We start from the raw sequence: 26,410 nt of genomic DNA, 5'->3' as shown, positions 1-26,410 counted from the left end.
TCACTCACAAGCCAAGGAGCAATAACTCCCCCTATGCGCAAAAAAAGATGCCTCCAGAGGGAGGCATCCTATGAAAATCTTCCGTGTATGGCAAAGCCTATTTATCAGCCAAGGCCTCAACACCGGGAAGCTTTTTTTCCTTCCAGAAACTCTAGTGACGCACCACCACCGGTTGATACGTGGGATACGCGATCAGACAACCCTGCCTTTGCAATTGCTGCTGCAGAGTCACCGCCACCAATAATAGTGATGGCACCATCATCGGTTGCTTCAACCAAGGCATCTGCCACAGCAAAAGTACCCTTGGCAGTTTCATCAATCTCAAACACACCCATGGGGCCATTCCACAATACGGTTTTTGCCTCACGCACAACATTCGAGAATGTTGCGATAGAACGAGGACCAATATCACACCCTTCCATACCGACAGGAATTTGATCAGCCGTAACCACAGAGGTATCTGCCACGGAGAGTGTTTTAAAATCAAGCTTTGATGTAATTACCGTATCTTCAGGTAGGTAGATCTTTGTACCGGCCTTATCAAGAAGCTCACGTGCAAGATCAACCTTATCATCTTCACAAATTGAGTCACCAATCTCAAGACCTTGTGCCTTGTAAAAGGTATACGCCATACCACCGCCGATAATAATTTTATCAACCTTCGGCAGAAGCGCTTCAATAACACCAATCTTACTCGATACCTTGGCACCACCAATAATTGCCACAAAGGGACGCTTTGGCTCTGCCACCGAGTTGCCAAGAAAATCAATCTCTTTTTTTAAGAGATAGCCACATGCTGGCTGTTCAAAATGCTCCGTGATACCTGCCGTAGAGGCATGGGCCCGGTGAGCAGTACCAAAGGCATCATTTACGTAAAGATCAGCAAGGGATGCTAAGTCTTTCGCAAAGGCAGGATCATTTCCCGTTTCTCCCGCATCAAAGCGAAGATTTTCAATCAGTAGAACTTCCCCTTCCTTCAAGGCATCTGCTGCAGCCTGTACTTTCCCACCACGGTTTTCATTTACAAAATGAACGGGGCCATCGATGTATCGGGGCAGTGCATCAGCCACAGGTTTGAGGCTAAATTCAGGCTTTATCTCTCCCTTCGGACGACCAAGGTGTGACATAAGAATCACCTTGGCACCCTCCGAAACAAGGTATTTAATCGTTGGAAGTGAAGCAACGATACGCTTGTCATCGGTAATTTCCTGATTGCCATTGAGGGGGACATTAAAGTCAACCCGAACGATTACTTTTTTTCCGCGTACAGCAAGATCTTCTACAAATAATTTATCCATACTAAAAGCTCCTTTATTCTAAAATAGAAAGAAGGCGGGAGCAGATCTTCTGCACCCGCCCGTACTATGAATGGTTCTTCAGTCTCGCTGGATTATATAAGCTCATCAGCCATATATTTTGCAAGACGTACAAACTGGCTCACATAGCTGTTTTCATTATCGTACCATGAGAGTACTTTCACCATGTTGCCATCCATTACCTTTGTAGAGTCTGCATCGAAAACAGAACCGGCAGTTGAACCGATAACATCAGAAGATACAATGGGATCTTCAGTGTACTCAAAGGTATCCTTGAGTTCACCCTCAGCAGCTTCCTTCATGGCAGCGTTGATATCTTCAACAGAACACTGCTTTTCAGTTTCTACCACAAGGTCAACAATAGAACCGGTGATTGTAGGTACGCGTACGGCAATACCATCAAGTTTTCCCGCAAGCTCAGGAATAACAAGGCCAATAGCTGCAGCTGCACCCGTTGATGTAGGGATAATGTTTGCAGCACCAGCACGGGCACGACGAAGATCCTTATGAGGAGCATCTTGCATACGCTGATCAGCAGTATAAGCGTGAATTGTTGTCATCCAACCACGTTTCAAACCAAACTTTTCGTTCAGAACCTTGGCTACGGGACCAAGACAGTTTGTGGTACAAGATGCACCAGAAACAATGTGATCATCCTTTGTAAGGTCTTTATGGTTTACATTGTATACCACTGTAGGAACGCCACCCTTGGCAGGAGCAGAAACCATTACTTTTTTGGCACCAGCTTCAAGGTGTTTTCCCGCAAGCTCTTTTGTTGTGAAGAATCCGGTAGATTCAATAACAACATCTACACCCATCTCTCCCCAAGGAAGATTTGCAGGGTCTTTTTCACAAAGAATCTTAATTTCTTTTCCGTCTACAACAATCGCACCGTCTTTTACTTCTACAGTGCCTTCGTAGCTGCCTTGGGCGGTGTCATACTTGAGAAGATGTGCCAGGGTTTTTGCATCGGTAAGGTCATTTGCTGCAACAACTTCAATGTCGTCAGCCTTCATCATTTGACGAAACGCAAGTCGGCCGATACGTCCAAACCCATTAATAGCCATTTTTACTGCCATAGGTAAACTCCAATTGGTTAAAAACAAAGTATATCGTGTGTAATATAATATTTGGTGCTCTCCGACAAAAATAATTACGTATTTCTAATGAAATTTTTCACAACACACAACTCCCCCTTTTCCGTACCAAAGGGATAATATATCTTTATAATGGAAGTATACTTTTTACCATAGGAGGAACTATGGATACAGTTGCAAAAATTAAGGAAGTCCTTGACCAGGTTCGTCCCGGCTTACAAGCTGATGGCGGTGATGTAGAATTTGTCGATTACAAGGATCAGGTTGTCCTTGTGCGTCTCACCGGAGCGTGCGGATCTTGTCCCATGTCCACCATGACCCTCAAGATGGGAATTGAAAAGGCGGTAAAAGAAGCAATTCCTGAAGTAAAATCTGTGGAAAACTTCATGTAATACCTGTGGCGGTCCACATCGGGCCGTCGGTCTTCTCTTCCTACTCCTTTTCTCCCCCGACACCCTATATATATTACGGAATACCCTGAACCTTGCGAGGTGTAATGAACGATGCGTCCGTAACAATTGTGCAAAATACAGAGCACTCTCCAACCTTTCGTGAACTCTCCTTCACCTGGGATGCCTCCCTGGGGCGCCCCAGAGCCGGTCAATTTCTTGAGTTACGTCTGCCCGGCACCACCGCCCCCCTGTTGCGCCGTCCCTTTGCCTTCTCCGCCTATGATGAAGAAAACCAAACGGCATCATTTGTGTATGAAGTACGCGGCACTACCACGCAACTCCTCAGCACCATGGAGCCGGGAATGCCCCTGCAGATATTAGGCCCCCTGGGAAACATGTTTCACGCCAAAACCAAAGGGGTGATTGCCGTTGGTGGCGGTATTGGACTCGGCCCTATTCTTTACGCGGCACACCAGCTCAGCCCCCACCACGATCTCACCCTTGTAACAGGCTATCGCTCTCAAGAGAGTATCCCCTATTCGCTCTATACCCCATCATGCCCTCCCAGTATTTGCACCGACGATGGCAGTGCCGGTGTAAAGGGCAATGTGGTAGAGTATCTTGAATCCCTTCCGCAAGAACGCTTTCGCGACACAACAATCCTTGCCTGCGGCCCCCACCCCATGCTTGCAGCCCTTGCCTCCTTTAGTAACGCCGTGGGATGTACCTGCCTGGTCTCCATGGAGGAAATGATGGCCTGTGGTATCGGTGCCTGCATGGGATGTGTAATTGACCGTACTGACGGAACGAAGGCCCGCGTGTGTAAAGAAGGTCCCATATTTAACAGTGGGGAGGTTGTATGGACCTAAGAGTGCGCATTGGAAACAAACATCTACAGACCCCGGTTGGAGTAGCTTCGGGAACCTTTGGCTATGGGGAAGAGTATGAGCCCTTTCTTGACCTTGACAGCTTGGGAGCAATCTACACCAAGGCCATATCCCTCCTGCCACGGCAGGGAAACCCCACTCCCCGTATTGTTGAAACACCCTCGGGAATGCTCAACGCCATAGGCCTTGCCAACGTAGGAGCCGATGCTTTTATTACGGAAAAAATTCCCTACCTGGCACGTCTCTCATCCTGTGCGGTTATTCCGAATATTTCAGGAAAAACAGAACAGGAATATCTCGATCTTGTAGAAAAACTCGACCCCTACGACACACTCTGGGGATACGAGATCAACCTGTCGTGTCCCAACGTAAAAAAAGGCGCCCTTGCCTTTGGAACCGACCCGGCACAAGTGGAAAGTATTACACGAAAGCTGCGAGATCTCACGGAAAAACCTCTTATAATAAAGTTGTCTCCCAATGTCACCGACATTGCCTGTATTGCCCAAGCAGCAGAAGCGGGAGGTGCCGATGCAGTCTCTCTCATAAACACCCTCGTGGGTATGGTCATTGACACCCGTGCAAAGAAGCCTTTTCTTGCCAATAAAACCGGAGGGCTCTCCGGACCTGCCGTTCGTCCCATCGGGGTTGCCATGACCTATAAAACCGCACGATCCGTTGACATACCCGTTATCGGTATGGGGGGAATTACCTGCGCAGACGATGCCATACAGTATCTCCTCGCTGGTGCAAGCGCCATACAGGTTGGTACATGGAATTTTATTGAGCCTGCTACGGCAGGAGAGATTGCCACAGGAATTCAGGCATATATGAAAGAACATGCCCTATCTACTATTGCTGACTTTCACAACTGTATAGACTAAGGAGGAGCTATGAGCCGCTTAAGTAAACGTGGTGTATCCGTAGTACAATCACCCATTCGCGCCATGAGCACCGCCTGCAGAAAAGCCGGAGGTATAAATCTTGCTCAGGGTGTGTGTGATACGGAAACCCCCTCCTGCATTATCCAGGGCGCGGAAGATGCCCTCCGGAGTGGAAAAAATAGTTATACGAATCATCGCGGTATTGCAGAACTACGCCACGCTATTGCAGAGAAAGAACGGCGCGAAAAGGGGCTCACCCTTGATCCCCACAAAGAGATTGTGGTCAGCAATGGTGCCACCGGTGCCATGTATGCCACCCTCAGTGCGCTTATTTCTCCCGGCGATGAGGTCATAGTCTTTGAACCTTCCTATGGATATCATACCGCCACCCTTCAAGCCTTAGAAGCAGAGGTGCGCCATGTCCAACTCCCCCTGTACGAGGATACCATGCCCTGGGAAGAGCTGGAGAACCTTGTCTCAGAACGCACCAAGGCACTCATCATCAACACCCCGGCAAATCCTGCGGGAAAGGTGTTCTCCTCCGATGATTTTATGCGTATTGCCGCCATTATTGCTCCCTATGAAACCGTGCTTATCTCAGATGAGATTTATGAATATTTCCTGTATGAGGAAGTACCCCACTGTTCACCATGTATGATTCCCGCCTTACAAGACAGGACCGTGGTCATTGGTGGCTTTTCAAAAACCTTCAGTGTTACGGGGTGGCGTGTGGGCTATCTTATTGGCCCTGCAGACATTGCATCCGCCGCAGGACACTTAAACGATCTCTACTACGTATGCCCGCCGGCACCTCTGCAGCACGGAATATGCCGAGGGCTTACTGAGCTTACCCCGTCCTTTTATACAGCGCTTCGGCAAAATCATCAAGAAAAACGGGATATTCTCTTTACGGCCCTTGAAAAGGCGGGGCTTTGCCCAACTCTTCCCAAAGGTGCCTATTACATTTTGGCTGATATCTCACGGATACACGGCTCTACCTCGCTGGATAGAGCCATGGAATTTCTCCGACGCACCGGTGTTGCCGGCGTACCCGGATCTGCCTTCTATCACGACAGTACTGGTGATCATCTATGCCGCTTCTGCTTCTCAAAAGACAGAGAGATCATCGTGGAAGCAGCACAGCGTATTGAACAAGCCTTTGCCTAAGCCGTCATCTCTTTGAGAGATCTCCCCCGGTGTATGCGATATGCCAAAAAGATTCCCAGCCCAACCAAAATACCAGGCATGCCCTCATAGACAAAGAGATGGAGCGAAAAGTATCTCCAGAGAAGGGCCGTGATAAACCCAGTTATGACCGCAAGTATCGATACATGCTGGGGTGGTTTCATACCAAGGGTCAAAACAATGAGAAGGGGAGCAAAGGCACTTGCCAAACCGGACCACGCCATAATAACAAGGTTAAATACAGATTGCTGATTTACCAAGGCCCATCCAAGTGCCCCCAGGGTAATACACCCCGTGGCAATCTTTATTCCCGCAGTACTGCGTATTTTCGATCCAAGCACGTCGTGGGTGAAGGCGGAGGAACAACTTAGGATAACAGAATCTGCCGTTGACATGGTGGCAGCAAACACCCCGGCAAGAATAACGCCGGCAAGACCGGGATGGAGCAACTCCTGAGCCATCATGGGCAAGGCAAGCTCTTCATCAAAGGCCCCTTCGGTAAAATAGATTCGTGAAAGCATTCCCACACCGATCGCGGCAAGATAGAAAAAGGTAAACCACACATAATACCACCACTTGGCAGAGCGCATATGCTCATTTGTGTTCAATGCCATGAAACGTATCATAATATGGGGCTGTCCGATTACCGACAAGCCAGCAAAGGCCCAGCTTACCGCAAAAAGAAATCCGCCCGCAAGACCGGGAATAATGAGATCATCGGGAAAGAGAGAGAGAAACCCCTCCACTTCTCCAAGATGGTGTATTGCCCCCGACACCCCGCCAGCATCTCGCAGGGCAACAAAAAGTAGCATGGTCATGGCAACAATCATCACAATGGATTGAGCTGCATCAGTCCAAATAGATGCGCGAATCCCCCCGGCGATACAATAGGCTAAAACAAGTCCAGCCCCCATGACAGCACCCGCCCACAGGGGCCACCCAAAAAGAACCTCCAAGGCCTTACTGCCTGCCACAAGCTGAGCTCCGGCATAGGCAAGAAGAAACACCAAGGTGATAAGCCCAATGGTTTTTTGTAAAAGCCGATTCTTATCCCCCCACCAGTTACTTAAAGTGCCGGCAAAGCTCACTTCACCGGTTGTACTTACGGTGTTACGAAGCTTCCGGTGAATATACAGGGAGGAGAGAAAATCTCCGCCGATCCACCCAATCATCACCCAGAGCGAAGACAAGCCGTTTACAAAGGTGTACCCAATCATACCGATAAACATATAGCCACTGTTGTTAGTTGACACCGCAGAGAGCCCCACCAGGGAGGGGCGAACAGAGCTGCTCGCAATGTAGTAATCTTTTTTTGTACCTTTGCTTTTGAGGACGGAGCTCAACCCAATCAGCCCAAAAAAGAGCAAAAACGCAAGAAAACTGTATACCATTTGGTTCTCCTCATGTATAGTAGTATTTCTTCAAATATACATTTCCTCTGAAGGATACCACAATGGGCGCATGAAGAGCGGCTTATGAAGAAAGAGGTACGTGTTTTAATTGGTTCTGTGTAGAAAGAGTTGCAATAATACCTGGAAGTTCGCGCGTATCCTCAATAACACATCCGGGATTATTTTTCTCAAGGAGCTCACGATTTTCCCATCCCCATGCTACTGATACCACGGGAATCGCCGTTTCTCTGCATGCTAAAATATCACGTAATTCATCTCCCACATATACCACCGCTTCTCCCGTAATATTCTCCTGTCGAAGAAACTTTCGTAAGGTACGATGTTTTACCGATAAAAAGGGGCCGCTATCACACATAACCAAAGAAAAGAGAGATGAAACCCCCTTTTGCTCTAAAAAATTCACGATGTTTTCTCGGTTATTTGTGGACACAATCCCCAAACGATAGCCCTGCTGACGCAAGGAAAGACAGGCCTCTTCAAGCCCTTCGACAATGTGTAGATCATCAATCATGGTATGAAAATGTTTACGGCACATTCGCACAAGGAGGGGGATTTTATAAAAAGGTACGTTAATAAAACGGATCTTCTCTGCCAAGGAAAGGCTCCGCAACGTATGGAAATCATCAGCAGTGAGTTTTTGTGACGAATAGCGTCCATAAATATGGGAATTGAAAAAGGAAAGAAGTGCATCGGTTGATTCGGCAATGGTCCCATCAAAGTCAAAAAGAACCCATCTACTCATTATGCTGCTCCCGTCGAAGTATCATGGCCTGTACCACACGAAGCTCTCCTTCGCTCACCTCACTCTGTGCAGCTATTTTTCGTAGGGAAAGGGTGTGTGCCTGCAGCAGAACAGACTCAAGATGATCGATCTTTTCAGGACAAAGAAACTCTTCAGCCCTTCGGTCTCCTCGTTTAACGAACCGTGCGGCCAGGCGCAACACCGCCTGTGAACTCATGGAATAGTGGCGACACGTCCAGTCAATACCATGGGTGCAGAGGTCGGTAACAACCGCTTCCTGTTGGCTCTTAGAAAGGGAACCTTTTTCCTGTTTCTTCTGTAAGGGGCTTTTTCCCCGCTTTCGAGCAGCAATATCTCCACCACTCTGTAATATCTCATCCCACTCCACAGACCATACTCCTTCTGTATAGAACCTCATCTTTCAAGGGATAGATAGAAAATCCGGATGACAAAAGCCATCCGGATAGAATATACTTCTCTCAACACGTATCCTGTATATTATTTCACCCGAAATCGAGCAGTTTGCTCTACAGACTCTCCCGAAATCTGCATGAGATAGGTTCCTGAAGAGAGAGCCTCTGTAGAAAATGTATTTGTTCCAGCAGAGAGATCCCTATGCTGTCGGGATACTTGCTGTCCCCGATAGTTATAGATACGGACATCATATGAACCATCGTGGGGTACCGAAAGAGAAAGGCGGGAGTTATCCAGGACAGAAACGGAAATACGACTTTCCACGCGATTTCCATTACGGTCAATCACAGAGGTTTGGCCGCCCAAATCTCCCGCTCCGAAAAATTCTACCTCTGCAGTAAAATTCCCACTCATGGTGGTGTCCATCACTTCTGCCACAAGAGCAACATCGGTGACTTCCGAGAGATCAAGGGGAACGATTTCATCATATGGACGAGGGAGTTCAAAATAGTCCCCCACCACGGGAAGCTCAACCACCCGTTCAGCACCATGGGTTGCGGGCAATCCAAGCCCATGTGAGCCAACGGCAAGATCATCCCGATAGAGGATCAGACGAAGCGGGAGATCAGAACTATACCGAACCCGTACAGAATGAACATCCTCCATGCTGCGTCCCAGCGGGTAATGTGTTCCCGCATACGCCTCCACCTTCCAGTTCTGTTCATCAGCAACTGTTACTGCCACTTCCGTATCGGAAATAATTTCCGCAGAAGATCCTTCATGGGCAAGGGTGTTCACATTGGTCAAAACGCCACTCGGGGCATCATCGGAAAAGGTGAGCGCCTCTGCACGAGAAAGATCCGTAAGAGCAACAGGGTTGGTCATCCACCGAATGGCATCAATTTTCTCCACCACCCGTGCATGGGGGAGCTCTTCCTCAATCCAATCAAGAAGCATAACCAAGGCACGACGACGATCTTCTAGGCCTGTAGAAAATTCACTGGCACCGGTTCCTGGGGTATTTTGTGCTTCCTCGGAATAATAATCACTGTGGAGGCCCAAATCAATGGGAGCACGGTTTGTCTCGTAATGATACTCAATGGCACGACGCATTTGATTAAACATCTCTTCTGCACTTGCCCCCCCAGGCCACCCATTGGGACCAGAGTCAAAGCCCATATCTGAAAAGGTACCACCATCACTCAAAGAATAGGTTGCATTGGGATACTGCCAAAAATGTTCCGTGGGAAAATTCCCCCACGCGCCCCATCCGTCATCCATACCACCGGGAAAATCTGCTCGCGTCCATTCAGCAGGACGATTCCCCTGAAGACCATTATTCAGAGTACAGTCATAGAGCATGCCAAGATCGCGGCTGACAGCAAAAGATTCTCCTCCTGATGAATTGGCTAAATAGGGCGTACGAAACCCATAAATATGAGCATGGGGCATTCCCATAATATTTATCATGTAGCGAGAACAAAAACCGATCTCACGTATAAGATCATCCCCGGAGAGATCATACAAATTATGCTCATGAGTCCATGTATGATTACCCATGCCAAAGCCTGCTTCATAGGCACGTATCCATGAATCAGTCACCGGACGATCGGAGGGCATTTCAACATCGTAGGGGGTCTCTGACCACGGATAATCAGAATTACCAATTACATAAAAGCTTGCCACCATGGGAGTACCGTCAAAGGTCGCAGGATTCCCCGCCCCTTCATTGTTGTATCGTCCTGCAAAGAGCTCTTCCACAACCCAATCAACCCCGTCTGCGTATCGATTATCATCAAACCCAAGGCTGATAAAAAGGGGAATCTCCTCAGGCTCAAGCCCCCCCGGTGGTTCTGTGGAGTACGGAACACCCGTAAAGGCACCGGTCCCCACGGAGATATCTACGGGAGAAGGGCCGGTCCGTACCGGGCCATGCCCATAGGTAAGTGTAACAAAGATGATAAACCACATCAGCACTTGTATCATATACAACTCCTTTTTTGTATTGCTTCTATTCGCAATATAACAAAAATAGCCCACTTTGCAAAAAAAGAGGGGTACGAGAAGATATAACAAAAAAACACGCAAAAGTGACAACCCCGTCAGGGGTCGTACGGATCAGTGTGCAAAACCGATAGAGTCGACCACCTTTTCTATGATCTCCACATCCTGTGAAGCTATGTCAATTATTTCAAACCCGGTAAGATAGTGATCTGGATTAATATCCTTGTGTGACCACCGTACCAAGGCAGTACATTCAATACTTTTTTTAGCAGAAAGAATATGTAAATCTGAAATATCAATGGAAAGAGGAATGGTCTTTCCCGGTGTGTGGGCATCCTTACTAATAAGCAAGATACCCTTGCGCGAAAGATCACCCAAGCGACCAAGAAACTCCTTATCCGCACCATGATAGATTTTAAGATAGAAAATGAGATGTTCCCGCTGCTCTCTGCGCTTTTCAGCTCCCATGGAGATCCTCCTGGAAAATAAACACTTTCTGTAATAGTAGTATACTGAAAATATTGTGCAACATTTTTCTTGTAAAAAGCCGGAACTGGGAGTAAGTTCCGGCTTTGAATGGGTACTATTATTTCAGCAGGAGCAGGTTTGACTCCGCATCGTGATGACGCTCAAGGGTTTTTCCACTATATTCATACACCGCAATATTAAATTCCGAAGAGTATAAACGAGTACCCTCTGCCAAATGCCCCCCATAAAGAACCCCTTCATGGTCGGCTAAGGAAATATGGCAGTGAATAAAGGGCTCACCCTCATGTGTGGTAATTGTACCAATACAGGAAACAATCTCCATGCTTTTGCGATAAAATACGCCGTCAAACATTTTCCGCTTTTTGTAAAAATATTTTATCTTGGCTTCCTCCACCGACCCGATCACTTCTATTCGGCCGGCTGAAATATCACGCTCTTTACACAACTGTTTGAGAGAAAGCAGTAAATCATCACCATGATCAAAAGACCCAACGAGAGTTTCCTGCACCGAAAAACCTTTTACAAACATCCATTCACTCCTTTAAGAACCTGTTAAGAAGGGTGGTTACTTTCTTTTCGCTCACGGCACACACCGTGCGCACACGGGGATGTGCAAAAAAACTGCACCCCCAATTCCTCTATCATGAACAGTAAATGTAATAAATCATACTGCTGTGGAACACGAAAATTATCAAATTGTTCGATAATATGCGCAACAGCATCTTGATACTCATGAAGGGGGGCAATAAGTTTTGCATACTTTGCTGGAGCAGTAAAGGCTTTCTCAATACGATAATAAAATGCTGTCATATAGCGTGGATAGTACTGATATACTTCATAGGGACAAAATCCGTCGGTGAATTGCTCCATGTAAATATCTAAATCATCCCGTAATTCACGGGCAATTTTTTCGCGATGAATCCCCCTGTTTTTTGCACTCAGTTTCTCAATAAAATCATAGTTTTTACGAAGCTGCTCCAAGAGACGCTCCATATGAAGAGAGAACTCGCTGCCGGCACGACGCAAAAGCATTTTTCGGCCCTTGAGAAGATCTTCATACTCAGGGCGCTGACGTACAACCTCCAAGGGCGCACGAAAAGCTGCCTCGGAAATACTTTCAGCAGCAGCTGCACAGAGTTTTTTTTCTCCCCCATAGGGATGAGCTGCAAGGTGAAGTTTTTTCGGTATACGGAGCTCTTTCTTACAATACCGCCACTCGCTCCGGAGCATGGTTTTCAGCAGGGCAGAAACACCGCGATAATGTGCTTCTATGGCCTTCTCTTCCTCGGTATACACTGTACGACGAACACCGATTGTATCAGGAACCAAGGCAGGATAGCCCCACAGCGGTATTCCCTCGGAGGAGTGACTGATTATCTCACGGCGGGGAATCTCTTCCATATCCCAGGAAATAATCCCCCGCCGCTCCTGCTCTTGAATCTCTTTTTGTATACGTCCATGGGCGCCATCACCAAGGGACATTTTATCCCCCAAGGCAGCTGCATCTCGCGTGACAAAGACCTCCTCCCCCTCTGTATGAAGAACAATGCGAAGACGCAGGTGTTCCGGCAAGGCAGCTTCAGAGAAGCGCTCACGCGAAATGCTGATACCATACTCTTTTCGAATACTCTTGAGAAGCGCCTCCAAGAAATCCTTTTCCCGTGTATCCAACACCCCGGCAAGGAAACGTCCACTCTCTGATAGAGGGACAAATCGTTTTCGCTCTGCCTTGGGAAGCTGCCGTAACAAGGCCTCAATTTTTTCTGCCCAAAGCGGTGAAACCACCCAACTAAATGCTTCTTGGGATAAGTGAACACTCTCCTTTGCAGGAATACGCACGGTGATACCGTCCTGCTCTTTTCCCGGAGTAAAGGCGTAGGAGAGAGGAAAGGAGTGACTACCCACAGTAAAGGCGTCGGGAAATGCGGCGGCAGCATCGGGAATCGCCGTGATACACATCTCCTCTTCTGATATATGCAAAAAGCGACTCCCCTTCTTACGCAACACTCCGGCCAAATCTCGGGTAGAGGCAACCGTCCCCAGGCGTTCCGCATACATCTGAACCAATTCTTCAGGGGAACAAATATAATCACCACTACGAATTTTGGCCTGTTCCTCCTGCAAGGCACACCACCGTTTTCTGTTTTCAGCAATTACCGCCGGAGGATCTACCATGGCCCCTTCCACAAGGGCTTCCCGCATGTACATATCGCGCGCCACCACAGGATCAATATTCCCATAAAACCGCTTACGGCCAGAGGCAAGCTGCAACCCTGAAAAAAAACGTTGCTCAGTACACAAGACTGTTTCTTTTTCTGCATCGTAAAAGGGAGGACCATGGGTCTTTTTTATAAGATGGGGAAAAAGTTCTACAATCCATGCGGGATCAATGGGGGCAACCCCGCGAGCAAAGACCCGGCTTGTCTCAACAATTTCATGGGCCATAATCCATGGTGGAGTCTCTTTTGCACGGACAATGACAGACCCAGGGAATAGATATACCAAGCGATTTCGTGTGGCCCGATAGCATTTTTCCTCCCTGTCGTAGGTGGCTACTGACGACACCAAACCGGAAAGAATTGTGCGATGCAACGCAGTTTCAAAGGCTTGGGGAGAAGAGAATTTCTCACGAGATGAGTGGGGGGTAATTTTGAGGATGCGTCGAATTTGGCCATAGACATCACCCCACTCCCGCATTCGCTTATAATTAAGAAAATTTTCACGACAGTACGCCCGTTTAGCGCTTTGACTCCCCCGTTTTTCAAAGGCATCATGGTAGGCCTCCCAGAGATGTAAGAGGGTGGTAAAATCGGAGGACCCCGCATAAGCCCGATGTCGCTCATCTGCCTCCTGCGCTTTATCCTTGGGACGCTCTCGCGGATCAACAATGGAAAGGGCTGCACAGATAAGCGCCGCCTCATGGGAGATATGTTCTTTTTTTGCCTGGAGCATCATGCGGGAAATATGGGGCTCTAGGGGAAGACGGGCCATGCTCTTGCCAAGGGAGGTAAGCCGACGCTTTGTATCTATGGCGCCCAGTTCCCACAGCTGTACAAAGGCATCACGTACAGCCTGAGAGGATGGTTTTTCAGGAAAAGGAAACTCCTCAACCGATGTAATACCGTAGTTTAGCAAGCTGAGCACCACCCCGGCAAGGTTTGATCGCCGAATTTCTGCCGTGCGAAATTCTGAAAAAGAGGAGAACTCCTTTTCTGTATACAGGCGGATACAAATTCCCCCTGCCATACGACCACTGCGACCTGCTCGTTGATTTGCCTCTGCTTTTGAAATTTGCTCTACGGGAAGACGATTTGTCCGTAGAGACGGTGAGTAGCGATTAATACGGGCGAGCCCCGTATCAACAACAAAGGAAATCCCCGGGATTGTTAAGGAAGTCTCAGCAATATTCGTGGCACCAATAATTTTTCGACGGGATGATCGTGTAAAAATACGATTCTGTTCTTTTTTTCCCAGACGCGCAAAAAGGGGAAGCACACTGCTGTTTTGCTGTCTCCCGGCAAGTTTTTCACACACTTCCCGAATATCGCGCTCCGTGGGCATAAAAATGAGAATATCTCCATGCATATCTTCTGCCGAAATGGCGTCCACAGCCGCCAAGGTTTTTTGAATGTAGTCTTGCTCCTCCTCAGGGGGATCATAGAGTATCTCCACGGGATACATACGCCCTGATACTGAGATAATGGGAGCATCCTCAAAATGGCGGGAGAAAAGTTCCGTGTCGATAGTTGCCGAAGATATGATAATTTTTATATCCCGGCGCTTCTCCATGAGCCGTCTGAGGAAGGCGAGTAAAATATCAATATTCAAACTTCGTTCGTGCGCTTCATCAATAATAACGACAGAGTAGTCACGTAGCATTCGATCTCTGGCAATCTCATTGAGAAGCAACCCATCGGTCATAAACACAGTATCGGTCTGGGCCTGTACTTCCTGGGAGAAGCGGATTTTATACCCAACCTTATCACCGAGTGCACTACCCAACTCTTCCGCCACGCGCTGTGCCGTAGACGTTGCAGCAATACGGCGCGGCTGTGTCACGGCAATTCTCCCGCGACGATGCAAACCAAGCTCGCGACAAAACTGTGGCAGCTGTGTTGTCTTACCCGAGCCGGTCTCACCGGCGATAATCACCACCTGCTCGTCACGTATCTGCTGCTTAATATCCTCTTCTTTTTCCCGAATGGGAAGCTCTATGGCCATGGTATATACCGCCCATACTAGTTGTTTTTTTTTGAAAATATATAAAGCGAGAGGAACAAGAAAGTACGTCCCCCGATAAAGAACGACACATGATCTCTCCCGCTTATCCTCTCATGAAAAGCAGCCAGCCCTTACAGAAAAGAAACAGTTCTCTCATATAAAACGGATACGATCGAGGCATATTATATAAAAACGGAGGAACCCAATGAAAGCAGACCTACACTGTCATAGTCAGTATTCAAAACACCCATCGGACTGGTTCTTGCAAAGAATCGGTTCTGCAGAATCATATACGACCCCGGACCAAATATATCATCGTATGAAAGAACGAGGTATGGACTTTTTTGCCATAACTGACCATAATACCATGGAAGGGTCTCTTCAATTGCATGAAGCATACCCTGAAACGGTGATCCGCGGGGTTGAATCTACAGCGTATTTCCCCGAAGATCAATGTAAAGTACATATCCTTATCTACGACATAGGCATTGAGGAATTTCTGCGGATAGAATCTCTTCGTACGAATATCTACCTCTTACAAGACTACCTTGTAGAATCAGAAATCCCGCATGCAGTGGCACATGCAACGTTTTCTGTAAATGGCACCTTAACAAAAGACCATGTGGAACGGCTCCTGCTCCTTTTTTCTCTTTTTGAGACTCGAAACGGCAGTAGAACAGAAGATGCAAACCACGGGCTCTCGTACCTTTTAAACAACCTCACCCCACTCCATATGGATCAACTCTCTCAGAAACATGGTCTTTCACCAGTAAACGAAACGCCATGGATAAAAGGCGAGATTGGCGGATCTGACGACCACTCTGGTCTCTACCTCGGGGAGACATACACAGAAATACCACACGTAAAAAACGTACAGGAATTTATCCAGATGTTACGACAGGGATCTTGCCTTGCCCAAGGGCGTCACTCTGATTTTCGTTCTCTTACGTTTCACTTCTATAAAGTTGCGGTCGATTTTTCAAGTCATCGTTCTCCCGCAGCATCCCAGGGGTTTTTGTCCTCCATCGGAGAGTATCTATCCACAGGCAAGCCCTTCGGATTGCGCGATAAGCTGAATCTCAGTAAGATAAAAAATTCTGCCGTGAAAGAACATCTCCGTCCTTTTTTTGCAAAAGGAAACAAAAACTCCACCATGACCGAACGGAGAGATCTACTTTATACAACCCTTACCAATATCACCGATGATCTGATACAGGACATCTTTACTTCGCTTATAGAAAAAGTGTATGCAGGAGATGTGATAGGACTCATGAGAAGTATCTCTTCACTCATTCCACCAACATTCTTATGTGCCCCCTTTTTCTCATCCCTCAAATATCATTATAAGGACAAAAAAATTCTTACGGATTTGCTTCAAAGCCTCCACATTGCACAACGTGAACACACACGAATTCTCTGGTTTACGGACACCCTCTTTGAGCTTAACGGCCCCGCAGAAAGTGTAAAACAGATTGTGCAGGCTGCACAAAAGATAGATGAAGTAGAGCTCATTCTTGTAACAACAGCAACGGAGAACGAAACCTGTGAAGATGTGCCTCCAAACACCATTCTTCTTCCCGCCTGTTTCTCCATGGAGATGCCCCACTATAAAGATATCCTGCTCCGCATCCCTTCACTGCTTAAGACCATTGAAAAAATCGATGCTCTCAATGCTCATGCCTTGGTTTTATCCACCCCAGGGCCCCTCGGGCTTATTGCTCATATGATCGGCCGCGTATCATCCCTGCCCATACACGGAATTTATCATACCGACTTTGCCGAACAAGCCTACGCCATTACCTAAAACAGTGGTGTACGAAACACCATCGAACATTATATAAAATGGTTTTATTCGCAGTGTGACTCTATTCATGTACCTTCACACTCATATCAGGAAATACTGGCAACACGCGGTTATCCTCAGGAAAAATGTGAAATTTTTCATCGCGGAATTGATACGGAACTATTCTATTTTAACCCCACCTGTCGAGAAGACATCGATACTCGCTATGGGACAGAGGGAATGTGCATTCTTCTGTATACCGGGCGGATATCAAAGGATAAAAATATTGATTTCCTGATTAATGTGTTTCGTCAATACATCCTAAAAAATCCCAAAACCGCCCTTTTTATGATTGGAGACGGCCCGTACCGAAAGTACTGCGAGGAAGTTCTTTCCGGCTACACCACCGCCTTTTTCCCCGGCAGGCTGCCTCGAAAACTCCTGCAAACCTACTATAGCGCTGCCGATTTTTTCCTCTTTCCAAGTACCACCGACACCTTTGGAATGTCCGTCCTTGAAGCCTTATCCTGCGGTCTTCCCACCCTTTGTTCTCCCATTGGTGGTCCTGCAGAACTGGTGAGAAATAGAGAACTGTGTGCAACCCTTCCCTTAGAAGAAGACCGTTGGGTAAAAAAAATAGATCAGCAGTGGAAACAATACTCAGATCGTTCTATAACACAGGTGCGACAGAGCTGTGCTCATAATATGAGTTTAGAACGGGGATGGGAAGAGGTGGTGCGTAACTACTCCTTTGTACGAGAACAGCTCTGGTGCACACAAACAAAAAAGGAATCTCTCATAAAGGCCTAACACTCTCAGCGTACTTTTAGGGTGTTAAGTATGTAATCGTATTATTGAAAAGGAGTCTTTCAAATGAAAGCAATTGTAAACAGTACTGCTGCAGTATTAATCTTGGTGTTTTTTTCTGTGGGTTCTGCAGAGACCGAAATCAACTGGTTTGGCGGTGTTGAGTATCGCCTGCGGACAAACATTGATGGGGGCGACGACGCTGCTGGAGAAGAAATTCCAAGGGAAGCAGACTTTCGCCATCAATATGGCTGGAGATTGGGTAATAGGGTTACCCTTTCAGAAGATCTCTCCTTTGGGTTTCAACTCAACAATATTGGCGCACGTCATAGTCATGCCGGAGATAATGAAGGGGTAAAAGCCCATAGTTCTGAATATCAGGTACAAATATCCCGGGCATATGCGCAATTTTCAAAAAACATCCTTGATATCAGTGCCGGGATTGTACCCGTATCGGCAAACACCGCCCTTGACGTGGGACAGCATTTGGTTTTGGGAAATACCCATTTTGACATGTCCGGTGGGGGGGTATGGAACGATCACATACAGAGTCAAGTGGGGTTTCTCTTCTCCCTTTCACCTTCGGAGCAGGTGGGGGTGCATAGCGCTATTGCCACCACGGGAAATCAGGGAGCCCTTATTCCTGACAATGACGATCAGGTTCTTGATGGCTACAGGGTAAGCCTACATATCCCGATTTCCCTTGACAAGATTTCTCTCACCCCCGCCCTTTCTGTACAAACCGGTATCTATGAGTATGAATCAGACCCCCTTGACCCCTCTGTGCAACGCCCCGTTCCGGGCACAGGAAGTGCTATGGTATCGGGCGGCATTGATTTTCGTGCAACCCCGGGGAGCATCGATTTTCGCGGTGGTCTTGCCTATGGTATGTTGGAGACAGAAGAAGATATAGATCGGCAGGCCCTCATGATAAAAGTCAACCCCCGACTTACTCTTCCACAGGGGACTCTTTCTCTGGGGTACAGCCTTGGACACACCACGGACGAAATAACAGATATCGCCTATACCCGACACTATACCGATATCAACTACACCCATCAAATACGGGATAATCTTACCATTCGTCCACGATTTAGAACCTATACGAGCATCAATGATGAGGATGATGCAAAGGCGCTACGGCTCCGTCCGGAACTGATCTTTGCTGCCCGTTTTTAATTTGTAAGTCGACACCACAGTTGTTGTCGGCATTTTAAAAGTTTCTTACTTATAAGGAGTTATTATGACTACGACGTACAAGAAAACCTTCCTCTTTTTTTCTGTGTATTTATCTATACACTGCTCTTTTCTGCATGTTCTTCCGATTCATCTCCAAAGAAAATACGCTTTGCCGTGAACGGTATTGAAGGTATGGAAGAGCTGCAGCGACGATACAGTGATTTTCAAGAACTCTTATCAGAGCGCATGGGAGTGGAATTTGAGTTATTTCCCTTATCAGACAGAACCGTTGTGGTCACGGCCATGGAGTTTGACCAAGTTGATGTGGCTCTCATTGGACCAGCAGACTATGTTCAAATGAAAGGCGCTGTCCCAGACTTGGAAATTTCTGCGGCCATTCAGCGAGACATGTACCATGCCTGTTTTATCGTTCGCAAAGACAGCCCTCTGAAAACTCTTGACGACCTTCGAGGAAAACGCCTTTCTCTCAAAGAGCCCGGTTCTGGTTCTGGGCATATTGCTCCCAGTTCAATTCTCATAGAAAACAATTTTGACCTTGACAGAGACCTAGATATTCTTTTTCTCGGAGATGCTGCACCAGCAGCAGTACAAAGCGGTGAAGTTGATGCCATGGCAGATGGTATTAGAGTATATAATAGATTGGTAGAAGAGGATGGGCCGGGGGTGTGGAGACTTCTTCATGAAGGTCCTCCACTTCCGCAAGACCCCTTTGTAGTAAATCCAAATCTTCCTGAAGACTTTAAGCAGGAATTTGCCCGTCTTCTTCTTGACGATCAAGAAGAAATATTAAATACAATACTTCAAAATGAAGCTAATAGGAAATATAATAATGCCAGTATTGTGTCTATTGATGACAGTGATTTTGACATCATGCGAGAAACATATCGCGTACTTGGTATAGACTTAAACTAAGAACAGACTACTTCCTCCTTGACATAAGTTTGTCAGAGGAGGAAGTAGCACTGTTCAACCTACAAAAAAGGAACACCTATGACACAAATTACGATTGACACTGTATCAAAAACATACCCAAACGGAACAAAAGCTTTAAAGGAAGTGTCTTGCACTATATCTCCTGGAGAAGCAGTAATCCTTTTAGGTCATAATGGTTCAGGAAAGTCAACCCTCTTTAAGTGCCTCGGAGGGTTTGAGCCGATTACAGGAGGAACCATTCATATTGGTGATACAGAAATAAGCCACCTTTCCTTTTCTCAGCGTCGTCCGTTTCGCAAGAAAATGGGAACCATATTCCAACATTTTCATTTAATTCCAACCCTTTCCGTATTACAAAATGTCCTCTTTGGAACCCTCGGTGAAACCTCCTTTGTCTTTCCAGCCCTCGCTCCCTTTGCGTCACAAGAAACGCGTGAAAAGGCACTGCACTGTCTGGAACGGGTGAATTTAGCAGAATATGCCGGAACCAGATCTGATGAGTTATCAGGAGGACAAAAACAGCGTGTCGCCATTGCACGTATGCTGATGCAAGATCCTGAAATTGTCTTAGCAGATGAACCCATTGCAAGCCTTGACCCTCGTGCGGGGCATGAGGTTATGGAGTTACTATGGGAAATTGTTTCGGAACGAAACCTTACTCTTATCTGCGTACTTCACCAAATTGAGATTGCAAAACAGTTTGGAGACCGCGTTATTGCCCTAAAGCACGGTTCAATTATCAGCGATACCCGTGTAAACACCTTAGACGAAGACTTCCTTTCCTTCTTATATCGTACTGAGGCGGTTCATATGACGAAAGATGAGCGTGTATTCAACCATGGAAAGGAATGTCAATATGCGTAACAGCAAATCTGCCCTTACATACCTACCACCGCGCTGGAAATGGCCCTCTCTCTTTTCTTGTATTGTGGGGAGTATCTTTCTCGTATTTTTTGTTACGGGATTTCTTTCCGCAAATATAACAATTTCCCGTCTCAGTAGTGGTGTAGGGAATCTTATTACATTTCTGAGCCGCGCAATACCGCCAGATGTAACCCGGGTCACAGCTCTGAGCGGCAGTATTTTACAAACATTTCAAATGGTGATCGTAGGAACATTCTCCGGAATCGTATGTAGCCTCCCCATTGCACTTATCGCCTCAAAAAAGACAAGTCCCTTCACGGCTCTTCGCTATAGCGTTCGTGCCATCGTCTCTACCATGCGCACCGTCCCTGATCTCATCTGGGCACTCATTTTTGTCATATCAGTTGGCCTTGGACCGCTTGCAGGAATACTGGCTATTATGGTAGATACGATCGGATTTTGCGGACGTTTTTTTGCAGAGCGTATTGACGAAGTTGACCAAGGGCCAATTCACGCCCTTGAATCTACTGGTGCAGGCCGATGCGGAGTTATTGCCGGAGCAGTGCTTCCCCTAAGCTTTCCTTCAATGGTAGCAACCAGTCTATATTCTGTTGAAAAGGGTATACGCTCTGCCGTAGTCTTAGGACTTGTTGGAGCCGGTGGTATCGGTGTGGAATTAAGTACCGCCATGTCATTACGTCGGTTTGATGAAGCGATGATGATTATCTTGCTTATTCTTGTGGTGGTACTTGTGGTGGAACAAGTGTCAAATAAAATACGAACGAAGGTCCTCTAAAGAATCTTTGAAGACTCATCTACGTGAATTATCTCACCATCATTCACATTACATTTATGTATATTAAAAAAATCATATAATTCTCTGAAAGGAGTCCATCCGTGGGAATTCTCTTCACCTCTGAAAGTGTGTCACAAGGTCACCCGGATAAAGTTGCAGATCAAATATCAGATGCCATCCTCGATGCGATGCTTGCTCAGGATCCCCATTCACGTGTTGCTTGCGAGACCATGGTAACTACCGGTCTTGTTATTATTGCTGGTGAAGTAACTACTACGGCTATCGTGGACATACAGGATGTGGTCCGAAATACCATTAAGGAAATCGGCTATACCGACCCTGCCATTGGCTTCGATTATGAAAACTGTGCCGTCATGGTTACCCTTGACAAGCAGTCTCCTGATATCTCCCAAGGGGTAACCAAAGGAGAAGGGCTTTTCGCAGAACAGGGCGCTGGTGATCAGGGTATGATGTTTGGCTATGCCTGTAAAGAAACTCCCGAACTTATGCCCCTGGCCATTCATATGTCTCATCGATTGGTTGAGAAGGTTGCATCCTTGCGTGAAACAGGAGTCCTTCCGTACCTCCGCCCTGACACAAAATCACAGGTTACCGTAGAGTATGATGACGATGGACTTACACCACGACGGGTTGATGCAGTTGTTATTTCAACGCAACATACAGAAGACGTTTCACATGAGCAAATTGAAAAAGATATGATTGAAAAGGTGATTTCTCAAGTGATCCCCGCATCCTATCTCGATGAAAACACCAAATACTTCATTAATCCCACAGGACGATTTGTTATTGGCGGCCCAAAGGGAGATTGTGGGCTCACCGGACGTAAGATTATTGTTGACACTTACGGTGGCTATGGTGCTCATGGGGGCGGTGCCTTCTCTGGAAAAGATCCATCTAAAGTGGACAGATCAGCCGCATATGCAACTCGATGGGTTGCTAAAAACATTGTCGCCGCTGGTCTGGCTACACACTGTGAAGTGCAAGTAGCCTATGCCATTGGCGTGGCAGAACCCATGTCACTTACGGTAAATACCTACGGCACCGGAACAGTGTCTGATGCGGAAATTATTGCGGCGGTACAGCGCGTATTTGACCTTCGCCCTGCTGCCATTATTTCTGCTTTGAATCTCCAACGCCCCATTTTTCGTGAAACTGCACGGAATGGTCACTTCGGTCGGGAAGATGCCCATTTTACGTGGGAGAAAACTGATAAGGCAGAAGCTCTGAAACAAGCTCTCGCGTAAGCAGAAATCTCCATGGAAAAATACGCAGTTATTTCAGACATTCATAGTAATAGTCCTGCCCTTTCTGCGGTGCTTCATGAAATACAGCAAGAGGGAGTCACTCAAATTTATAATCTGGGTGACTCCTTGGGGTATCATACCATGCCCAATGAAACCATATTTCTTCTCCAGGAGCATAGGGTCCGCTCTCTTCTGGGAAATCATGACCATGCCATTCTTACAAAACAGTTTTCACCCCAAACCACTCCCGATATCTTTTCATGGACGTGGCATACTCTCACAAGAAAAAATCATTCGTGGCTGGCGATGTTACCTCAATCCATTCGCTTTATTTGGCACGGAGCTACATTTTTTCTCTGCCATGGTTCACCAGAGTCAATGGAAGAGTATTGTCATGCCGGCACCCCTTATACAAGAACCATGGCTGAGCTGATTGATGCTGATTATCTTCTCTGTGGGCACACACACATACCTTATTCCGAAAGATACGGTGCGACCGCGGTGATAAACCCCGGAAGCGTGGGAAAACCGAAACATGGCTCCCCCCATGCCTCATGGGTATTGCTCACCGCAGATTCACACCAGATAATCCCAACCTTTCGCCAAACCCCATACCCTATTTCTGTCATCACTAAATCACTCAACGACCATGGATTTTCGCGCTATATCAAACATCTTGAAACAGGGTGCTCATAAAAATACGCGGGAATTAATCCAACCACTCCTTTACTCTGTGTATTGTCTTTTGCCGTCATATATATTTGAACAAGAAACATTTCTAATACGAGGAGAATAAATGTCTGCCTTGAACCAGTATCTGCAAAAAACAGCAGGAACCGACCTGGACCCCGGCATGGTTGCCTATGTAGCCAACCTTGAAAAAACCGCACAGGTGGCACCGGAAATAGCCGCTTCCATAGTGAATGAGTTGGAAGACCAGCGAAGCAAACTCAAGCTTATTGCCAGTGAAAATTACTGCTCCTTATCGACACAATTAACCATGGGAAATCTCCTTACGGACAAATATGCCGAAGGCTTTCCCTATTCGCGCTTCTACGAAGGGTGTCACAACATAGATATCATTGAGGCATCTGCGGCGCAAAAGGCCTGTGATCTCTTTGGAGCTGACCACGCCTATGTACAAGCCCATAGTGGTGCTGATGCAAACATGGTGGCTTTCTGGGGTATTCTTAATGCGCGTATCGGCACGCCAGCCCTTGAAGCTCTGGGAGTTAAAAACCCCATGGCCATATCGCAGCAGGAGTGGAATAGCATTCGTTCTGCCTTGGGTAACCAGCGTCTTCTTGGATTAGACCTAGCCGCAGGGGGCCATTTGACTCATGGCTACCGGTTTAACGTATCGGGAAAGATGTTTGATGCATATAGCTACGGCGTTTCAGAGGAAGACCATCTTCTTGATTACGATGCCATAGAAGCACAAGCACGTGAAATACAACCATTGATTATTCTTGCGGGATATTCTGCGTACCCGCGGAAGATAAATTTTAAGCGTTTTCGTGAAATTGCTGATGCAGTGGGAGCAGTGCTCATGGTTGACATGGCCCACTTTGCGGGACTTGTGGCGGGAAAAGTGTTTACAGGAGACTACAATCCTGTTCCGCATGCCCACGTGGTCACATCAACAACCCATAAAACCCTGCGCGGCCCCCGAGGTGGTTTGGTCCTTTCTACAAAGGAATTTGCCCCGCACATGGATAAGGGGTGCCCCTTGGTTCTTGGCGGACCGCTTTCGCATGTCATGGCAGCAAAAGCCGTGGCCTTTACAGAGGCGCTTCAGCCGGAATTTCAGAACTATGCTCAATCCATTGTAGATAATGCGTCTCATTTTGCGCATACCTGCATGAAACAGGGGATTGAAGTTGTTTCCGGCGGTACAGACAACCATCTCTTTCTGATAAACACGCGTGCCTCTTTCGACCTTACGGGACGGCAAGCTGCAGCGGCCCTTGCAGAATGCGGTATTACCCTCAATAAGAATGCAATCCCCTTTGATCCTCTCAGCCCCATGATTACCAGCGGCCTCCGTATTGGTACTGCAGCCATAACATCTTTGGGTATGGGCACGACAGAAATGGAAGAAATTACAGACATTATTGCATATATCCTCAAAAACACTTCTCCCGGGGTGGTGCAATCGGGGAAAAATGCGGGAAAACCGAGTAAGATTGAATACGAACTCCCTGCAGAGGTGCAAACAACTGCTCAGAAACGCGTATCAACTCTTCTCTCTCAGTTTGTCCTATATCCTGAGCTTGATCTTCAGTTTTTAAAAGAAGCATTCGGGGCATAATATACTTATTCCTGGAGAAACAACTTTCTCCAGGTTTTCTTCTCTTTTGGGAGCCCTATGATGAAATCTGTTTTTCTTGTATTTCTGGGAATAAGCGGAATTATTCTTTTTACACAGCTTCCCCTTGAATCTACAGTATCGGCAATAATCGCCATGCAAGAAGAACACCCTGAAGCATCAATTCCTGTCTTTTACCTTACCTATGTAAGTACTACCGCAGCGGGAGCGCCCTTAGCAGCCCTTCTCACCATTGCCGCAGGATTTATGTATGGGCCTGTCTACGGAGTGATTTACACAATCATCTCCGGCATCACTTCTGCCATACTTTCATTCTTTCTTGGACGTTTTTTTTCCGTAACTATACAAAGAAAAAAGCACCACAGCTTTTACAACGGATAAACCATGGTATTTCAGACACTCCTTTTCTGTACGCGTTCTGTCTTCGCTTAATACCTGGAATTCCTTTTCCATTGCTGAATATGGCCTTTGGGATAACCCGAATCCCCTTTCACATATATACGGGAGCAACCATGATGGGCCTTATGCCCCTTAGTCTCCTTTTGGTATATACGGGTGCGCAACTTTCAGAATTTCACACCGGTGCAATGGACACCATACTCACCCCAAAAATACTCCTTCCCCTTGCCCTGTCTGGAATACTGCCACTTATTGTAAAACAAGTCTGGGCAAAAACACATCCCCAAGATCCGGTGCTATAATCCGCCCTGTTTTTTAAGATACTGATGTATCTCTTCGGGGGTAACAGAGGAAGAAAAACGCTTCATGGGACATCCCATTGGGTCTATAAGAAACTTCGTAAAATTACCTTCTATGGCATTACCATTACTTCCCGGACATTTCTTCTTTAAATACTGATACAGAGGATGAGTATTCTTCCCGTTTACACAAATCTTCTGAAAGACAGGAAAGGTAACGCCATAGGTGGTTAAACAACCAGACCGTATAGACTCAGCATCTCCCGGCTCTTCCTCTCCAAACTGATTACAAGGAAAGCCCAACACCGTAAGACTATCACTATGTTTTTCATAGAGAGTTTGTAATCCAGCATACTGAGGAGTATATCCACACTCGCTGGCAGTATTAACTACAAGGACAAACTGCTTTCGATAGGTTTGCATTGAGACTTCTTCACCATAAATTGTAATTGCCGTATAACCATAAAAACCAGTATTCATATTTTCTCCTGCACAAAATTCTTGTCCCTTCCATATCTCTCACTAATATAGAATATTGGAAAAGTACAATAGAGGTATGATAAACCAAAAAAGAAGCTGATTTTTATTGAGAGAAACCACCCACCAACACATGTTCAATACGTAGAAGTGTGCCAAGAGGGATATAGTCAGGATAAGATAACTGAAGATAACTGAAGATAACTGAAGATAACTGA

At 46.7% G+C, this 26,410-nt stretch carries 24 protein-coding genes and 3 pseudogenes; 17 read left to right on the top strand and 10 right to left on the bottom strand.

What is annotated here, in order from left to right; genetic code table 11:
- Window positions 1–97: 97 nt before the first annotated feature.
- Window positions 98–1,298, bottom strand: a pseudogene (locus CALK_RS10450) (phosphoglycerate kinase).
- A gap of 92 nt (window positions 1,299–1,390) precedes the next feature.
- A complete protein-coding gene (gap, locus tag CALK_RS10445; RefSeq protein ID WP_022637635.1) occupies window positions 1,391–2,395 on the bottom strand; it encodes a type I glyceraldehyde-3-phosphate dehydrogenase in 1,005 nt (334 codons plus the stop codon).
- A 182-nt stretch (window positions 2,396–2,577) separates the two neighbouring features.
- Between gap and CALK_RS10440 the strand changes: the two genes are divergently transcribed.
- The 4 genes from CALK_RS10440 (at window position 2,578) to CALK_RS10425 (ending at window position 5,740) form a co-directional block, all read left to right on the top strand.
- Window positions 2,578–2,805 carry a NifU family protein gene (locus CALK_RS10440; RefSeq protein ID WP_022637634.1) on the top strand — a complete coding sequence of 76 codons (228 nt, stop codon included), beginning with the start codon at window positions 2,578–2,580 and terminating at the stop codon, window positions 2,803–2,805.
- 104 nt (window positions 2,806–2,909) lie between these two features.
- The gene (locus CALK_RS10435) at window positions 2,910–3,674 is read left to right on the top strand and encodes an iron-sulfur cluster-binding protein (RefSeq protein WP_022637633.1); all 765 of its coding nucleotides are present in this window, start codon (window positions 2,910–2,912) and stop codon (window positions 3,672–3,674) included.
- Entirely contained in the window at window positions 3,665–4,573 is a 909-nt protein-coding gene (locus CALK_RS10430; protein ID WP_022637632.1) for a dihydroorotate dehydrogenase, read from the top strand. The genes CALK_RS10435 and CALK_RS10430 overlap by 10 nt, the downstream gene beginning before the upstream one ends.
- A 9-nt stretch (window positions 4,574–4,582) precedes the next feature.
- Entirely contained in the window at window positions 4,583–5,740 is a 1,158-nt protein-coding gene (locus CALK_RS10425) for a pyridoxal phosphate-dependent aminotransferase (protein ID WP_022637631.1), read from the top strand.
- Here the strand turns inward: CALK_RS10425 and CALK_RS10420 are convergent.
- The 7 genes from CALK_RS10420 to hrpA all read right to left on the bottom strand — a co-directional run bounded on the left by CALK_RS10420 (window position 5,737) and on the right by hrpA (window position 15,040).
- Entirely contained in the window at window positions 5,737–7,149 is a 1,413-nt protein-coding gene (locus CALK_RS10420) for a sodium/proline symporter (protein WP_022637630.1), read from the bottom strand. The two genes, CALK_RS10425 and CALK_RS10420, sit on opposite strands and share 4 nt — an antisense overlap.
- Before the next feature lie 82 nt (window positions 7,150–7,231).
- A complete protein-coding gene (locus CALK_RS10415; RefSeq protein WP_022637629.1) occupies window positions 7,232–7,912 on the bottom strand; it encodes an HAD-IA family hydrolase in 681 nt (226 codons plus the stop codon).
- Window positions 7,905–8,300, bottom strand: coding sequence for a hypothetical protein (locus CALK_RS10410; RefSeq protein ID WP_022637628.1), 396 nt, complete (start codon window positions 8,298–8,300; stop codon window positions 7,905–7,907). The genes CALK_RS10415 and CALK_RS10410 overlap by 8 nt, the downstream gene beginning before the upstream one ends.
- Window positions 8,301–8,410: 110 nt before the next feature.
- Window positions 8,411–10,312 carry a T9SS type A sorting domain-containing protein gene (locus tag CALK_RS10405; protein ID WP_022637627.1) on the bottom strand — a complete coding sequence of 634 codons (1,902 nt, stop codon included), beginning with the start codon at window positions 10,310–10,312 and terminating at the stop codon, window positions 8,411–8,413.
- Window positions 10,313–10,444: 132 nt separating this feature from the next.
- The gene (locus CALK_RS10400) at window positions 10,445–10,798 is read right to left on the bottom strand and encodes a PilZ domain-containing protein (RefSeq protein ID WP_022637626.1); all 354 of its coding nucleotides are present in this window, start codon (window positions 10,796–10,798) and stop codon (window positions 10,445–10,447) included.
- Between the two features lie 118 nt (window positions 10,799–10,916).
- Complete coding sequence (locus CALK_RS10395) at window positions 10,917–11,348, bottom strand: PPC domain-containing DNA-binding protein (protein WP_022637625.1); 432 nt, start codon at window positions 11,346–11,348, stop codon at window positions 10,917–10,919.
- Window positions 11,349–11,371: 23 nt separating this feature from the next.
- Window positions 11,372–15,040, bottom strand: coding sequence for an ATP-dependent RNA helicase HrpA (gene hrpA, locus CALK_RS10390; protein WP_022637624.1), 3,669 nt, complete (start codon window positions 15,038–15,040; stop codon window positions 11,372–11,374).
- 205 nt (window positions 15,041–15,245) lie between these two features.
- On the opposite strand from hrpA, the gene CALK_RS10385 reads away from it, so the two are divergent.
- The 13 genes and pseudogenes from CALK_RS10385 to CALK_RS13285 all read left to right on the top strand — a co-directional run bounded on the left by CALK_RS10385 (window position 15,246) and on the right by CALK_RS13285 (window position 25,718).
- On the top strand, window positions 15,246–16,844 hold the full coding sequence (locus CALK_RS10385; RefSeq protein ID WP_022637623.1) for a glycosyl transferase group 1: 1,599 nt from the start codon (window positions 15,246–15,248) through the stop codon (window positions 16,842–16,844).
- A gap of 21 nt (window positions 16,845–16,865) precedes the next feature.
- Window positions 16,866–16,991, top strand: a pseudogene (locus CALK_RS13460) (hypothetical protein); the annotation flags it as partial.
- Between the two features lie 72 nt (window positions 16,992–17,063).
- On the top strand, window positions 17,064–17,633 hold the full coding sequence (locus CALK_RS10380) for a glycosyltransferase (RefSeq protein WP_022637622.1): 570 nt from the start codon (window positions 17,064–17,066) through the stop codon (window positions 17,631–17,633).
- A 63-nt stretch (window positions 17,634–17,696) separates the two neighbouring features.
- Window positions 17,697–18,809, top strand: coding sequence for a hypothetical protein (locus CALK_RS10375; protein WP_022637621.1), 1,113 nt, complete (start codon window positions 17,697–17,699; stop codon window positions 18,807–18,809).
- A gap of 51 nt (window positions 18,810–18,860) precedes the next feature.
- Complete coding sequence (gene phnD, locus CALK_RS10370) at window positions 18,861–19,742, top strand: phosphate/phosphite/phosphonate ABC transporter substrate-binding protein (RefSeq protein WP_081698145.1); 882 nt, start codon at window positions 18,861–18,863, stop codon at window positions 19,740–19,742.
- A 78-nt stretch (window positions 19,743–19,820) separates the two neighbouring features.
- On the top strand, window positions 19,821–20,627 hold the full coding sequence (gene phnC / locus CALK_RS10365) for a phosphonate ABC transporter ATP-binding protein (RefSeq protein WP_022637619.1): 807 nt from the start codon (window positions 19,821–19,823) through the stop codon (window positions 20,625–20,627).
- Window positions 20,620–21,423 (top strand): phosphonate ABC transporter, permease protein PhnE, encoded by an 804-nt coding sequence (gene phnE, locus CALK_RS10360; RefSeq protein ID WP_022637618.1) that lies wholly within the window; start codon window positions 20,620–20,622, stop codon window positions 21,421–21,423. Before phnC ends, phnE begins: the two co-directional genes overlap by 8 nt.
- A gap of 101 nt (window positions 21,424–21,524) precedes the next feature.
- Complete coding sequence (metK, locus tag CALK_RS10355; protein ID WP_022637617.1) at window positions 21,525–22,688, top strand: methionine adenosyltransferase; 1,164 nt, start codon at window positions 21,525–21,527, stop codon at window positions 22,686–22,688.
- Between the two features lie 12 nt (window positions 22,689–22,700).
- On the top strand, window positions 22,701–23,384 hold the full coding sequence (locus tag CALK_RS10350; protein WP_022637616.1) for a metallophosphoesterase family protein: 684 nt from the start codon (window positions 22,701–22,703) through the stop codon (window positions 23,382–23,384).
- Between the two features lie 100 nt (window positions 23,385–23,484).
- Window positions 23,485–24,999, top strand: coding sequence for a glycine hydroxymethyltransferase (locus CALK_RS10345; RefSeq protein WP_022637615.1), 1,515 nt, complete (start codon window positions 23,485–23,487; stop codon window positions 24,997–24,999).
- 60 nt (window positions 25,000–25,059) lie between these two features.
- Window positions 25,060–25,398: a TVP38/TMEM64 family protein gene (locus CALK_RS13290; protein ID WP_022637614.1), complete on the top strand. Its 339-nt coding sequence runs from the start codon at window positions 25,060–25,062 to the stop codon at window positions 25,396–25,398.
- Window positions 25,329–25,520 (top strand): annotated as a pseudogene (locus tag CALK_RS13455) (VTT domain-containing protein); the annotation flags it as partial. The gene CALK_RS13290 and the pseudogene CALK_RS13455, both read left to right, overlap by 70 nt.
- Before the next feature lie 9 nt (window positions 25,521–25,529).
- Window positions 25,530–25,718 (top strand): hypothetical protein, encoded by a 189-nt coding sequence (locus CALK_RS13285; protein ID WP_239638449.1) that lies wholly within the window; start codon window positions 25,530–25,532, stop codon window positions 25,716–25,718.
- On the opposite strand, the gene CALK_RS10330 is transcribed toward CALK_RS13285, so the two are convergent.
- Entirely contained in the window at window positions 25,713–26,195 is a 483-nt protein-coding gene (locus CALK_RS10330; RefSeq protein ID WP_022637612.1) for a glutathione peroxidase, read from the bottom strand. The genes CALK_RS13285 and CALK_RS10330 overlap by 6 nt on opposite strands.
- Between the last annotated feature and the right edge of the window lie 215 nt (window positions 26,196–26,410).

The organism is Chitinivibrio alkaliphilus ACht1, assembly GCF_000474745.1.
Taxonomy (GTDB): Bacteria; Fibrobacterota; Chitinivibrionia; order Chitinivibrionales; family Chitinivibrionaceae; genus Chitinivibrio; species Chitinivibrio alkaliphilus.
This window is presented reverse-complemented; position numbering and strand designations above follow the sequence as displayed.

Excerpts from the sequence above, each read along its gene's own strand:
- CALK_RS10350 (WP_022637616.1), top strand. The coding sequence starts at position 22,701 with ATGGAAAAATACGCAGTTATTTCAGACATTCATAGTAATAGTCCTGCC.
- hrpA (WP_022637624.1), bottom strand. The coding sequence starts at position 15,040 with ATGGCCATAGAGCTTCCCATTCGGGAAAAAGAAGAGGATATTAAGCAG.
- CALK_RS13285 (WP_239638449.1), top strand. The coding sequence starts at position 25,530 with ATGATGGGCCTTATGCCCCTTAGTCTCCTTTTGGTATATACGGGTGCG.
- CALK_RS10435 (WP_022637633.1), top strand. The coding sequence starts at position 2,910 with ATGAACGATGCGTCCGTAACAATTGTGCAAAATACAGAGCACTCTCCA.
- gap (WP_022637635.1), bottom strand. The coding sequence starts at position 2,395 with ATGGCAGTAAAAATGGCTATTAATGGGTTTGGACGTATCGGCCGACTT.
- CALK_RS10405 (WP_022637627.1), bottom strand. The coding sequence starts at position 10,312 with ATGATACAAGTGCTGATGTGGTTTATCATCTTTGTTACACTTACCTAT.
- phnC (WP_022637619.1), top strand. The coding sequence starts at position 19,821 with ATGACACAAATTACGATTGACACTGTATCAAAAACATACCCAAACGGA.
- CALK_RS10415 (WP_022637629.1), bottom strand. The coding sequence starts at position 7,912 with ATGAGTAGATGGGTTCTTTTTGACTTTGATGGGACCATTGCCGAATCA.
- CALK_RS10330 (WP_022637612.1), bottom strand. The coding sequence starts at position 26,195 with ATGAATACTGGTTTTTATGGTTATACGGCAATTACAATTTATGGTGAA.
- CALK_RS10345 (WP_022637615.1), top strand. The coding sequence starts at position 23,485 with ATGTCTGCCTTGAACCAGTATCTGCAAAAAACAGCAGGAACCGACCTG.
- CALK_RS10425 (WP_022637631.1), top strand. The coding sequence starts at position 4,583 with ATGAGCCGCTTAAGTAAACGTGGTGTATCCGTAGTACAATCACCCATT.
- CALK_RS10400 (WP_022637626.1), bottom strand. The coding sequence starts at position 10,798 with ATGGGAGCTGAAAAGCGCAGAGAGCAGCGGGAACATCTCATTTTCTAT.
- CALK_RS10420 (WP_022637630.1), bottom strand. The coding sequence starts at position 7,149 with ATGGTATACAGTTTTCTTGCGTTTTTGCTCTTTTTTGGGCTGATTGGG.
- CALK_RS10430 (WP_022637632.1), top strand. The coding sequence starts at position 3,665 with ATGGACCTAAGAGTGCGCATTGGAAACAAACATCTACAGACCCCGGTT.
- CALK_RS13290 (WP_022637614.1), top strand. The coding sequence starts at position 25,060 with ATGAAATCTGTTTTTCTTGTATTTCTGGGAATAAGCGGAATTATTCTT.
- CALK_RS10395 (WP_022637625.1), bottom strand. The coding sequence starts at position 11,348 with ATGTTTGTAAAAGGTTTTTCGGTGCAGGAAACTCTCGTTGGGTCTTTT.
- CALK_RS10440 (WP_022637634.1), top strand. The coding sequence starts at position 2,578 with ATGGATACAGTTGCAAAAATTAAGGAAGTCCTTGACCAGGTTCGTCCC.
- phnE (WP_022637618.1), top strand. The coding sequence starts at position 20,620 with ATGCGTAACAGCAAATCTGCCCTTACATACCTACCACCGCGCTGGAAA.
- CALK_RS10385 (WP_022637623.1), top strand. The coding sequence starts at position 15,246 with ATGAAAGCAGACCTACACTGTCATAGTCAGTATTCAAAACACCCATCG.
- CALK_RS10375 (WP_022637621.1), top strand. The coding sequence starts at position 17,697 with ATGAAAGCAATTGTAAACAGTACTGCTGCAGTATTAATCTTGGTGTTT.
- CALK_RS10380 (WP_022637622.1), top strand. The coding sequence starts at position 17,064 with ATGTGCATTCTTCTGTATACCGGGCGGATATCAAAGGATAAAAATATT.